The following is a 12,874-nucleotide window of genomic DNA, read 5'->3' as shown; positions in this document are numbered from 1 at the left end:
CTATGAATTTAACGTTAAAAATTTGGCGTCAGAAAAACGCAAGCGACAAAGGAAAAATGGTAGATTATCCTGTAAGTGATATCTCTCCTGATATGTCTTTCCTTGAAATGTTAGACGTTTTAAACGAACAATTAATAAATAAAGGTGAAGAGCCTGTGGCGTTTGACCACGATTGTAGAGAAGGTATTTGCGGAATGTGTTCCCTATATATCAATGGTGAAGCTCACGGACCAGATAGAGGTGTAACAACATGTCAATTACACATGCGTATGTTCAAGGATGGTGATACGATTACAATAGAGCCATTTAGAGCAACAGCATTCCCAGTAATAAAAGATTTAGTTGTTGACAGATCTTCATTCGATAGAATACAACACGCAGGTGGATTTATCTCAGTAAATACTTCTGGTAATACTATAGATGCTAACGCTATTCCTGTAAATAAGCATGATGCGGATGATGCGTTTGCTGCGGCAACATGTATTGGTTGTGGTGCTTGTGTGGCAAGCTGTAAAAATTCTTCTGCAATGTTATTTGTGGGAGCTAAAGTATCTCAATTTGCTTTGTTACCACAAGGACAAGTTGAAGCAACTGATCGTGTATTAAACATGGTGAAGCAAATGGACGAGGAAGGTTTTGGTAACTGTACAAATACAGGTGCTTGTGAAGTGGAGTGTCCAAAAGGTATTTCTCTTGAAAACATTGCACGTATGAACCGTGAATATTTAAAAGCAGCTTTTAAAGGCTAAATAAAGCTTATTTAATCTTATAATATTAAACCTCAAGTTATTAACTTGAGGTTTTTTTGTAACATAAAGTCATATTTTTCGTCTTTTATTATAGCATCTAATCAATCAAAAAATGAAAAAATTTATCCTTGTGCTTTCTGTACTATGTCTTTGTTTTTCCTGTAGTAAGACATTAGACCACACGATTAATTACACTATTACTCATTCTGAAGACCACTCTAGTTTAAACATAAAAATGACTTTCCAAGCCAATGAGAACGGACAAACAACTCTATTGTTTCAAGATAAAGCTTGGGGACAAGATAGTCTGCATAATGTAATACACGATATAAAAGTACTTTCTGAACAGGCTGAAATAACGACCAATAGAGATAGTGGTTGGTATGTGATCTCGCATCCTAAAAACTTAGACCAGATTGAAGTTGAATATGCAATAAACCAAGACAGTAAAGGTGATTTAAAAACGAGACAAGCCTATAGACCTATTATTCAACCTCAATATTTTCATTTGTTTTCGCACAACTTTTTTATGCTGCCAAAGCATGTTTTAAAACAGTCGGAAGATAGTTTTAATGTCAATATTTCGTGGAGTGATTTTCCTGAGGATTATAAGCTTGTCAACAGTTTTGGAAGTGGAGAGCACCTTCAAATTATAGAAGGTATTTCGGAAGAAAAATTTCATACTGCTGTTTTTGTTGGAGGTGATTTCAGAGCACATGAGATAAACATAAATGGTAATAAAGTAGTATTTGCCAATAGAGGTGATTGGGAGGTGTTTGAGGACTCTGAGATGTTGAGTATTCTAGAAAAAACGGTTACTGCTCAACGTGAATTTTGGCAAGACAATTCTCAAAAATATTATGTGGTCACTATGATTCCAACTGTACAAGAACGCGGCAGTTCTTTCCAAGGGTCAGGATTAACCAATTCTTTTGCGACAAATGCTTCAAATAATGAGTATTTAGAAGTTTCAGGATTGGTATATCTCTTCAATCATGAGTTGCAACACAACTGGATTGGATCCTTAATCAGAAATGATGATGAAGAAAAACAATATTGGTTTAGCGAAGGATTCACAGACTATTACACTTTAAAAAACATTGCCAAGAATGAAATTTATAATTATGATGAAAGTTATTTCATCAACGAATTTAATGCGTTTGTAAAGGCGCTTTATACCAATCCAGAAAGAGAAATGCCTAACAGTGAAATGACGTATGAAAACTTTTGGAGTGGAAAAGAAGGCATTCAAAAACTACCTTATAGACGAGGTGCTTTCCTTGCATTTTACTTAGATCAAAAAATAAAACAAGATTCCGATGGTACTAAAAGTTTAGATGATGTGATGCTCGATTTTAAAAATGATGCTGAAAAAACGGAACAAAAAATTACACATGCTTATTTTATTAAAACCGTAAATAAGTACTTAAAAGAAGACTTTCAGCCATTCTTTACTAAGCACATTGAAGAAGGAAAACTCTTTGATTTTAAATCAATTTATAACGAATTAGCTTTTGAATACGAGCCAACTTCTAAAGTATTTGATTTAGGTTTTACCTTTTCAGAAGATAGAAAGCAGATAGCATCTATTGATGAAAATTCAGAAGCTTATAAAGCTGGTCTAAGACAAGGAGATTCGGTAAAAGGAATGAGTTATTACTATGATTCCATAGACCACGAAGCCGAATTCACTATTGAAAGAGAAGGTAAAGAAGTTCTGGTAAAATACTTACCCATAAAAGAAGTAGACTTGCCTAAATTATTGGATAATGATTTTAATAAATCGCATTTAGACTTTTAATATAAAGCTAAAGTTACACTATAAAGTATGGGTTTTTTATATATTTCGACTTCGAAAAGTTTATGATGAAAAACCCAAATACATTTTACAAAGCACAACTGCAAATACACCAACAAACCGCAAAGGATTTGTATAAAAAGATGGGCTTATACAGCGTGCTTAGACTTACCGTGTTTTTACTGGCAGGTTTTGGTGTGTATTTAACGTATCAGAATTGGCAAATTGCTACAGTTATTGCGGTTGTAGGTATTGCTGTGTTTTTGTTTTTATTATCGAGGTATACTGATCTAAAAACTAAACGCGAGTTACATAAACGATTGGCTATCATTAACGAAGATGAAATTAAAATAGCTTCAGGTGATTTTCATGATAGAGCAGATGGAAAAGTATTTCAAAATCCTGCTCATGCCTATAGTTTAGATATTGATTTGTTTGGAAGAGGTTCTTTCTTTCAATACATCAATAGAACAACTATAAATGAGGGCACGCAATCGCTTGTAAACTGTTTGTTGGCAAACGATATTACTAATATTGAAGCACGACAAAACGCGATTAAAGAATTAGCTGATGAGCCTGAATGGAGGCAGTATTATTCTGGAGTGGCTCAAGGTGTAAAAGTGGAAAATTCTGCAAAATCCATTATTGAATGGCTAAAGGATTACAAACCTTTTTTAACCAATACACATTATTGGTTGACCATTGGTTTTAGTGTGACTTCAGTAGCACTTTTGGTATTCGGCATAATCGAAATTATTCCTATAAAATATGCAGGTTACTGGCTGGTTTTAGGTTTAGCGATTACCGGAAGATTTTTAAAACCGATTAATAACGTTGCTCAAAATACCGAAAAAGCCAAAGACACTTTTAGGCAATATGCCTTATTACTGAAAGAAATTGAACAGAAAGAATTTCAGTCTGAGTTATTACAACAACAGCAACAAAAAATTCAATCCGAAGGTGAAAAGGCCTCAAAGATATTTACAAAATTCTCAAAAGCTTTAGATGCTTTAGATAACAGAAATAACTTCATTTCAGCCATTTTTGGAAATGGGTATTTGCTTTGGGATATTAGACAAACTTATCGTGTAGAGCAATGGATTAGCAAGTATGCGCATAAGGTTGAGGATTGGTTTGAAGTGGTAACATTTTTTGATGCGTATAACACTTTGGGGAACTATGCTTATAATCATCAAGACTTTACCTATCCTAAAATTACCACAGAAAAAATCACTATTAAGGCAAAAGATTTAGGACATCCTTTATTGAATTCAGAAAAACGAGTTAATAGCGATTTAGAACTCCTACAAGAGCAGTTTTTTATCGTAACAGGAGCCAATATGGCTGGTAAGAGTACCTTTTTAAGAACGGTTGCGTTGCATATTGTTATGGCAAATGTTGGTTTGCCAGTTTGTGCTGAAGAGAGTAAATACAAACCTATTAAACTCATTACAAGTATGCGTACTACAGATTCGTTAACAGATGATAGTTCGTACTTTTTTAGCGAGCTCACACGACTAAAATTTATTGTAGACACTATTGCTGAAGACAAAAACTATTTTGTGATTTTAGATGAAATCTTAAAAGGTACCAACTCAACAGATAAAGCCATTGGCTCAAGGAAATTTGTTGAAAAATTAGTGGGTCAAAATGCTACAGGAATTATAGCCACGCACGATTTAAGCCTTACTGAAATAGAAGCTGAACTAGAGGCTGTAAAGAACTACTACTTTGATGCTGAAATTAAAAACGACGAACTCTTTTTTGACTACAAACTAAAGAAAGGCGTTTGCCAAAACATGAATGCAAGTTTTCTTTTGAAGAAGATGGAAATTGTTTAGTTATTAATAGAAAATGTCATTCTGAACTTGTTTCAGAATCTCACTTCAAATAGAATAAACAAGATGCTGAAATAAATTCAGCATGACAAAAATTTATGACAAAAAAAACCCTTTCCAAAAACAGAAAGGGTTCTTAACCAAATACAAAAATTAATTTGAAAAAATTATTTTAGTTTTAATGAGTCTAAAGCATGATAGAAAAAATCTTTTTCATCATTCATAGACACAAATAATCCATTAGGATATTTTTTTCCAAGAGGAGTTGTTACTACATCACAACCATCCGTTTCAATAGTTGCTAAGTTGATAGCCTTTACAAAGCTATTATCACCTCGTTTGTAAATATTAAAGCTATGATTTTGCTGGTCAGATACAATAATGAAACCTTCACCGTTAGCATAGGTTGCAATGGCAATACCTTCTATATCATCTTTAAAATCTTCGGTAGCAAATAATGAAATTTCTTCACTTCCTTTTTTAGGATCAGCATAATATTTTCTTATACCAATTCCTTCATCAGAGAAATATACATAACCCATTTCGTCATCTACAGCAATGGCTTCAATTTCTTTTTGTCCACTGAAGGTCCCCATTTTACGCAATAATTTAGAATGTACGCCTAATGAATCGCTAACTAAAGCATATTGGTATAAATAACCTTCTTTAGGGCCTTCTTTTCTACTTACAAATGCAGAAATTTCAGCAGTTTCTGGGTTTCTGTATAATGCAATTCCCATTGGTCGTTTTAGGAGTACATCAGTTTCGTCTTCAAAGACTTTAAAACCACCGTTGTCTAATGGCTTCATATCTGGCACAGAAAACACACGGATTTGGTTTTTTTCTCTTTCAGTAAATACCATAATATCTGTTTCTGTAGAATCTGTTAGTTTAAAACCGTATTCTACATCAACATTATTAGGATAACTTACGCCTGTTATAGATTTTTCTTTAATTATTTTTCCGTCTAAATCAAATGCGTATACACCACCATTGGTTTCATCTTTATCAGTACCAAAAATAATACTCTTTTCAGGGTTTTTACTGTTAATCCATATAGCAGGATCATCACTATCGTGAGGTAATTTTTCGGTTTTTAATGTTGGCGCAACTTCTGGCAAACCATTTCCGCAAGAAAAAACAACTGCAGAAATGACGCCAAGTAATAATGTTTTCTTCATTTTTTATTTTTTAAATAAGTCATATTTTAAACCAAAAGTTAAACGCATGTCGTAGTATTCCATTTGCATGGTTCTGCTACTTACGCCTTGGTAATAACGTAGAGGTTGATTAGTAATGTTGTTTAGGTTAACATACAGGCTTAGGTTTTTATTAAGTGCAACATTAGCATTAAAGTCTAAGAAAAACTGCTCATCATAATATCTATCGTCAAAAGCATTACCACCTATTTCATCGATATAAGCATCAGAGAAGTTAGCTGATAAACGTAAGCTGAATTTTTTACCAGCATAGCCTAACGAACCATTAAACATGTTTGGTGATGTTTGAGGTAAATCTAAATCTGTACGCTCTTCACCATCTTCGTTGCGGATACCATCTGCACTAGATGTTAAGTACGTGTAGTTTAAATAAATACTGAAATTCTTAGCAAAACCAGGTAAGAAATCTAAACGGCGTTGGAAAGATACTTCTGCACCAAACACTGAAGCGTCATCACCATTTAAAGGTTGATAAACTTGGTAACCTTCTTCATCTTCAGATTGGAAAATATAAGTGAAGTCAGATATACTTTTGTAGAATAATCCACCAGAAACAATACCAACAGACTTAAAGTAATGCTCTGCCATAAAATCAAAGTTCATAGATGTAGTTGGATCTAATTCTGAGTTTCCTAAGAAAATTTCTCTATCTTCATTACTTATTTCTCTGTAAGGCACTAAGTCTACATAGTTTGGTCTTGCTAAAGTGTTTGTCCATGCAAAACGAAGAATAGTATTATCTGTTACGTTATACTTAAGGTGAACACCAGGTAATATGTTAGTGTAAGAGTTTTTATCATTTACATCTGCAATACCTTCAACGTCACCATCTTCATTAAAAACAAGTTCGTTACCTGTACTTTCAATAGAAGTGTGTTCTAACCTAACACCAGCCAAAACACTAAATTTGTCTGTGATGTTTTGGTTAAGCATAGCGTAACCAGCATAGACGTTTTCATCTACATCAAAATTTGCTGTAGCATATTCTTCAGGTAAATCTTCTCCTTCAAACAGGTCTGTATTATTTAAGTTTAAACTTCCTATAAATTCTGGACTAGCAAAGCTACCTACTTGATATTGGCTACCAGCTAAATAATCAGAATCAGAATAGTCTCTTGTAGGTACCATACCTAAAAATTCTAGAGCACCAGTTTCGTCACTGTATTCAGTGAAGTCGTTGTCTCTGTTTTTGTTCTTTAATCTTGCTTTTGCACCAAATTTTAAGAAACCATCCTCACCATCAATAATAGATAATGGAGCTTGAGCATTTACAAAAAAATTGAAGTCTTTTTCTTCAGTATATTGGTTTTCTTCTGAAATCTCACTAAGTTCAAAATCTTCAAAGCTAGAATCTATTGCACTTACAGGAGAGAAATATGGCTTGTCTTGGTTATTGTTGAAATTAATGGCATACTCGCTTTCATATTCTAAATAACGTTCGTTTAAACGCTCTTCTGAAGCTTTAGAGAAAGATGCCATCCAGTCTAATTGTAAGTTACCTAATAAGTGTTCACCACCTAGACTGTAGTTTTGCATACGTTGGTCTTCTAAACGCGCATTTTTGGTTCTGCCACCACTAATACCGCCTTTAGATTGGCGTTTTACTTCAGCAGGAAACATTGTTAAGTTACCATTTCCATCTACTGAGAAGTCTCCAAGACCAATATCCTCACCATCTAAAATTTCATGCTCTAATCTAAAGCGATTTTCTCTATCATCTCTCCAGTTATAAATAGATTTAAAGTAGATATTGTTATTATCGTTTAATTTATAATCAAAGTTTGCAGAAAAACTTCTACGTACACGTTGTACTAAATATTCTCTGATTTCAAAAACATTTGCATAAGGATTTACATCGACTTCAGTTAAGTTATCTTCGTCACCGAATTCATTAAATTCAAACTCGTCTGTCCATTCAGCTTCAACGTTATCACTTCCAAAGTCGTTATCGTTAATAGATGCAGAAACCATCCAACCGAATTTGTCATTTTTACTTCTGTCACCAACTAAGAAAGATCCGTTTAAAATTCTTTTGTCTGTGATAAAGTTAAGACCAGAACCAGCAGTGGCAGACAAACGAAAACCTTGAGGCGATGTACGTGTAATTAAGTTTACAGAACCACCAAGAGCATCTGCATCCATATCTGGAGTTACAGCTTTATTTACTTCGATAGTTTGGATCATATCCGAAGGAATTAAATCCATCTGAACGTTACGGTTATCACCTTCAGCAGAAGGAATTCTACTTCCGTTTAAGGTTACAGAGTTCAATTGAGGAGCAAGACCACGAACAATAATGTTACGTGCTTCACCTTGATCTACCTGCATTGTAATACCAGGAATACGTTTTACAGCATCACCAATATTGGCATCTGGAAATTTACCGATTTGGTCTGTAGATACTACGTTAGTAATGTTTTGTTTATTCTTTTGCGTGTTTAAGGCTCTAGCTTGTCCGCTAAGACCATAGCCACTAATCATAACTTCTTCTAAAGCAGTATCTTCAGAGTTTAGTGTAAAGTTTAGAGTTACAGTTTCGTCAGCAACTACAGTAACTTCTTTGTTAATATCGGCATAGCCAAGGTACTCTACAGTTAATGTATAAGTTCCTTCAGGAATGTTAACTAAGGTATATTTACCATTAAAGTCTGTAGTAGTTCCCTTTTTTAAAGATAATATAGCAACGGTAGAACCAGGAATGGTTAATCCATTCTCATCTGAAATCGTACCTTGAATATTACCAGTTTGCGCATAACCTGTATAGGCTAATATCGTAATTAGTAAAAGTGTAAAATAATGTTTCATTAGAGGGTTGATTTTGTTTGAGACAAAACTAGAATGAAACCCTTTTTTTTACCTGAAGCTATTGTTAACAAAAAGTAATAGAACCCTGTAAAATGGCTATAAAACAAGGCAACATTTACACTGGCTTAACATTTGGAAAAGATTTGAGAAATATAAATTATAAATTGAGTAAATAGGCTTGAAGATCATCGTTAGAATCTAAGGGAAGCTTTTTTCTTAATCTGTAACGCGCAATTCTAACACTATCTGGAGTAATGTGAAGAATATCTGCTATTTCTTTAGATGATAAATTAAGCCTTAGCAGCATGCAAAGTCGCATCTCGGAAGACGAAAGTTTTTTTAGTGCGATTTTTTTAATGATTTTGAAAAAATCTGGATGAATTTGTCCAAAATAGCCCATAAGTTCTGTCCACTCGTTATTTTGGTTAAGATCTTGTTCAATGTCTTTTACTAAGTGTTTTAATTTCTTTTGAACAAGTTCATTATTTCTTCCCTGTATTTTGGTTAATGTTTTTGAAACATCTGACAGCATTTTGTTTTTATGAGCAATATGAAGACTGTAATTAGTAAGAGAGGATACTTTTATGTCTATTTCACGCTTTAAGGCTTCTTCTGCGGCGGTTTTCTTATCTAAATCTGCCTGAAGTAATTGTTGTTGGTATTCTAAAATATGCTTTTCATGTTTTCGTCTTTTTTTCCAGTAAATAAAACCTACTATTAATGCCAGAATTATTGCTCCTGTAGTTATCAAAATAACATATTGGCGTACTTTATTTATTTGATTTTCTTTATTCAGTAGTTTAACTTCCGCCTCTTTTTCCTTAACATCATAAAGTACTTGCATGGCACTAACCATTTCAGTATTATTTCTTTTGAGCTCTTTTTCATTTACAATACTTTGATTGTTGAGGTAGTTGTAGGCTTTTTCAAAATCTCCTGTTCTTGCATAGGTTCTTGCAAGATCTTTTAAGGCACTTTCAATTTGAGACGCATTATTAGTTTGTTGTGCTAATTTTAGTGCTTCTTCTGTGTAGCGGAGAGCTTTTTCAAAATTTTTGGTCTTACGGTTGGCATCACCAAGATTATTTATAATGTTTATCTGTAAATTTGAGTTACTATGCTTCGCAAATTCATGTGCTTTTTTAAAATAACTCAATGCAAGATCATATTGTTCTAGGTCTTCATAAATACTTCCAATGTTTTCGTTTACCGTTGCAAGACCAGTACTGTCATTTAGCTTTTTAAAAATAGCAAGACTTATATTTTGATGTTTTAAAGCATTGTCATAATCACTTTGTTTTTCAGCAATACTACCTAATAAGGCATTTGCTTCTGCTTTACCCTTTTCATAGCCGATAGTTTTAGAAAGTTTGAGACTTATATGTGAGTATTTTTTAGCTTCATTAAACTTTTTAAGGTCGAGATCTATAGAAGCCAGTGCGCTATAAACGTATACAGAGCTAGAGTCTTGTTTTTTTTGAATATCTAAATAAGCCTGATAGTTCTTTAATGCTTCTGCATAAAGCTCAATATTCTTGAAGAAATTTCCAAGATCAATATAGGTTTTGGCTATTTTTTGAGTGTTTGATTCTGCTTTTGCAGATTCTAGTCTATCTTTTAATTTGTATAATTGTTGGTCTAACTGTTCATTATTTTTTAAAGACTGCGAATTGGCAATTCCGGAAATTAAAAGATATATAAAAAAAAGGGTTTTGTGAAAACTCAAGATCGCTTTATTTTAAACTCATAAATAAACGCAACCAATGTTATTTAAACCTGTAATTTTTATGATGAAAATGTTATCAAATAAAAAAGCGGTTAGAAATTTTCTAACCGCTTTAATTTATTTTATTAAGAAACTAGTTTCTTAAGCTTCAAATGGAGCTATAGAAACATAAGACTTATTGTCTTTCTTCTTAGTAAATGTTACAATACCATCAACTTTAGCATGTAAAGTGTGGTCTTTTCCTTGGTATACGTTTTCACCTGGGTGGTGAGTGTTACCTCTTTGTCTTACGATTATGTTCCCTGCAACAGCAGCTTGACCACCAAAAATCTTTACACCTAAGCGTTTCGATTCTGATTCTCTACCGTTTTTAGAACTACCAACTCCTTTTTTATGAGCCATTGTCTTAAGGTTTTATTTTGTTAATATTAATGGATTAGAAAAATTACTTTTCAATTCCACCGTCTAATTTGTCTTGTAATTCTTTTAATTCGTCCCACTTACCATCAGCAGCTAATTTAGCTTGCTTTGGCCAAGTATCTGTAACGATGTGAGCTAATCTAGAGCTAGCTTCAGAAAGAACATTACTTAATTCTTCTGGAGTTGCTTTAGCTACTTTAGCAAAAGTTTCATATCCAGCGTTTACTAAAGCTTCAGCAGCTTTTGGTCCAGCACCTTCAATTTTCTTTAAATCATCAGCTTTACCAGTTGCTTTTTTAGCTGCTGCTTTAGGAGCGGCTTTTTCAGCTTTAGGTTCAGCCTTTTTAGTTTCCTTCTTAGGAGCAGCTTTCTTAGCTCCAGAAGTAGTAATACCTTCAATTACGATTTCAGTTAAGGCTTGTCTGTGACCGTTTTTTACACGGTAACCTTTACGTCTTTTCTTTTTGAAAACTATTACTTTGTCACCTTTAAGGTGCTTTAAGACTTTTGCACTTACTTGTGCTCCGTCTATAGCTGGGGCGCCAACAGTTACATTGTCACCATCACCTATTAAAAGAACGTTGTCAAAATCAACGTTTTTACCTTCTTCAGTAGATAAACGGTTAACAAAAACTTTTTGGTCTTTTGCAACTTTAAATTGCTGCCCTGCTATCTCTACAATTGCGTACATAGCGTAACGTTTTTATTAATTTGTTTGTTAATTAAAAAGCCTCCTTTTCAGAAAGCGGATGCAAATATAGTTCTAAATTCTTAATCTACAAACGTTTTAAGGCTTTTCAGTACCATTTCGTGCTTATTTGCTGAGGATTTTATAGTTCCTTCAAAAATGAGAAAGCTTTTTTATATAGTTTTCACATTTTATTATGTTAAAAAGCGGAATCATTCCTTATTTTTGTGGGGCTTCGTGTAACATTTTACACTCAACTAATACAAACACTAGTAGAATTTAAATTTTAAAAAACATTTTAATAATGAAAAAAAGCTTATTTACTCTTTCGCTTTTAGCGTTAGTTGGATTTGGTTCCAATGCGCAACAAGTAGAGTTTGAAGAGTACAATTTAGATAATGGGATGCATGTTATTTTGCATCAAGATAATTCGGCACCAGTTGTAACAACATCAGTTATGTATCACGTAGGTGCTAAGGATGAAAATCCAGAACGTACAGGATTTGCACACTTTTTTGAACATTTATTGTTTGAAGGTACAGAGAATATTGAAAGAGGTGAGTGGTTTACAATAGTAACATCTCAAGGAGGAAGTAATAATGCAAATACCACAGATGATAGAACGTATTATTATGAAGTTTTTCCATCAAATAGTGTTGAGTTAGGTCTTTGGATGGAGTCTGAGCGTTTAATGCACCCAATTATTAATCAAATTGGTGTAGATACTCAGAATGAAGTTGTAAAAGAAGAAAAGCGACTTCGTGTAGATAACCAACCTTATGGAAATCTTTTGGCAGAAGTAAAAAAACGTCTGTTTAAAGTTCATCCTTATAAAGGGACAACCATTGGTGAAATGGAGCATTTAGATGCAGCTACTTTAGAGGAGTTTCAAGCATTCAATAAAAAATTCTATGTGCCAAACAATGCTGTATTGGTTGTAGCTGGTGATATTGATAAGGCTGAGGTAAAGAAAATGATTAAGGAATACTTTGGGCCTATTCCAAGAGGTGAAGAAATTACAAGAGATTTACCAAAAGAAGAGCCAATTACAGAAGCTATTAAAGGAACAGCTTATGATTCTAACATTCAAATACCAGCAGTAATAGCTGCTTATAGAACTCCTTCTTTTAAAGAAAGAGATGCTTATGTGTTAGATATGATTTCTAGTTACCTAAGTGGTGGTAAAAGTTCGGTTTTATACAAGAAAATGGTAGATGAGCAAAAACAAGCTCTAGCTGTACAAGCTGTAAACATAAGTCAAGAAGATTATGGTGTTTATGCTTTATTTGGTTTGCCATTAGGTGAAGTTTCTTTAGACACGTTAGTAGCAGAGATGGATGAAGAAATCGTAAAGATTCAAACAGAATTAATTTCTGAGCGTGATTACCAAAAACTTCAAAATCAATTTGAGAATGACTTTGTAAGCTCAAATTCTAGTATTTCTGGTATTGCAAATTCTTTAGCACGTTACTACATGTTATATGATGATGTAAATCTTATCAATAATGAAATTGATATTTACCGTTCAATAACAAGAGAAGAAATCAGAGACGTTGCCAAAAAGTACTTAAATCCTAACCAAAGATTAGTACTTGAGTATTTACCAAAAAAAGATGAACAATAAGATGAA

The 12,874-nt window shown here is 33.3% G+C and carries 9 protein-coding genes; 4 read left to right on the top strand and 5 right to left on the bottom strand.

Translation table 11 applies throughout. The features are described from left to right. The first annotated feature begins 2 nt into the window (after window positions 1-2). The 3 genes from QGM60_RS12230 (at window position 3) to QGM60_RS12220 (ending at window position 4,388) form a co-directional block, all read left to right on the top strand. A complete protein-coding gene (locus QGM60_RS12230) occupies window positions 3-749 on the top strand; it encodes a succinate dehydrogenase/fumarate reductase iron-sulfur subunit (RefSeq protein WP_281140533.1) in 747 nt (248 codons plus the stop codon). 112 nt (window positions 750-861) lie between these two features. Then, window positions 862-2,550, top strand: coding sequence for a M1 family aminopeptidase (locus QGM60_RS12225; protein ID WP_281140531.1), 1,689 nt, complete (start codon window positions 862-864; stop codon window positions 2,548-2,550). A 65-nt stretch (window positions 2,551-2,615) separates the two neighbouring features. Further along, entirely contained in the window at window positions 2,616-4,388 is a 1,773-nt protein-coding gene (locus tag QGM60_RS12220; RefSeq protein ID WP_281140530.1) for a DNA mismatch repair protein MutS, read from the top strand. A gap of 164 nt (window positions 4,389-4,552) precedes the next feature. On the opposite strand, the gene QGM60_RS12215 is transcribed toward QGM60_RS12220, so the two are convergent. From QGM60_RS12215 to rplU, 5 genes are all read right to left on the bottom strand, one after another. Continuing rightward, window positions 4,553-5,566, bottom strand: coding sequence for a phytase (locus QGM60_RS12215; RefSeq protein WP_281140529.1), 1,014 nt, complete (start codon window positions 5,564-5,566; stop codon window positions 4,553-4,555). A 3-nt stretch (window positions 5,567-5,569) separates the two neighbouring features. After that, window positions 5,570-8,410 carry a TonB-dependent receptor gene (locus QGM60_RS12210; RefSeq protein ID WP_281140528.1) on the bottom strand — a complete coding sequence of 947 codons (2,841 nt, stop codon included), beginning with the start codon at window positions 8,408-8,410 and terminating at the stop codon, window positions 5,570-5,572. 157 nt (window positions 8,411-8,567) lie between these two features. Beyond that, entirely contained in the window at window positions 8,568-10,136 is a 1,569-nt protein-coding gene (locus QGM60_RS12205; protein ID WP_281140527.1) for a tetratricopeptide repeat protein, read from the bottom strand. Between the two features lie 141 nt (window positions 10,137-10,277). Further along, on the bottom strand, window positions 10,278-10,538 hold the full coding sequence (gene rpmA / locus QGM60_RS12200) for a 50S ribosomal protein L27 (protein ID WP_243473561.1): 261 nt from the start codon (window positions 10,536-10,538) through the stop codon (window positions 10,278-10,280). Window positions 10,539-10,581: 43 nt separating this feature from the next. Further along, window positions 10,582-11,247, bottom strand: a complete 666-nt coding sequence (rplU, locus tag QGM60_RS12195; RefSeq protein ID WP_281140526.1) for a 50S ribosomal protein L21 — start codon at window positions 11,245-11,247, stop codon at window positions 10,582-10,584. 301 nt (window positions 11,248-11,548) lie between these two features. On the opposite strand from rplU, the gene QGM60_RS12190 reads away from it, so the two are divergent. Further along, on the top strand, window positions 11,549-12,868 hold the full coding sequence (locus QGM60_RS12190) for a pitrilysin family protein (protein WP_281140525.1): 1,320 nt from the start codon (window positions 11,549-11,551) through the stop codon (window positions 12,866-12,868). Window positions 12,869-12,874 lie beyond the last annotated feature (6 nt).

Source organism: Winogradskyella sp. SYSU M77433 (assembly GCF_029911945.1).
Classification (GTDB): Bacteria; Bacteroidota; Bacteroidia; order Flavobacteriales; family Flavobacteriaceae; genus Winogradskyella.
The sequence above is the reverse complement of the archived record's forward strand: the minus strand, read 5'-3'. Positions and strand labels throughout refer to the sequence as shown.

Coding starts and splice junctions, on each gene's coding strand:
- QGM60_RS12230 (WP_281140533.1), top strand. CDS start 3: ATGAATTTAACGTTAAAAATTTGGCGTCAGAAAAACGCAAGCGACAAA.
- QGM60_RS12225 (WP_281140531.1), top strand. CDS start 862: ATGAAAAAATTTATCCTTGTGCTTTCTGTACTATGTCTTTGTTTTTCC.
- QGM60_RS12220 (WP_281140530.1), top strand. CDS start 2,616: ATGAAAAACCCAAATACATTTTACAAAGCACAACTGCAAATACACCAA.
- QGM60_RS12215 (WP_281140529.1), bottom strand. CDS start 5,566: ATGAAGAAAACATTATTACTTGGCGTCATTTCTGCAGTTGTTTTTTCT.
- QGM60_RS12210 (WP_281140528.1), bottom strand. CDS start 8,410: ATGAAACATTATTTTACACTTTTACTAATTACGATATTAGCCTATACA.
- rpmA (WP_243473561.1), bottom strand. CDS start 10,538: ATGGCTCATAAAAAAGGAGTTGGTAGTTCTAAAAACGGTAGAGAATCA.
- rplU (WP_281140526.1), bottom strand. CDS start 11,247: ATGTACGCAATTGTAGAGATAGCAGGGCAGCAATTTAAAGTTGCAAAA.
- QGM60_RS12190 (WP_281140525.1), top strand. CDS start 11,549: ATGAAAAAAAGCTTATTTACTCTTTCGCTTTTAGCGTTAGTTGGATTT.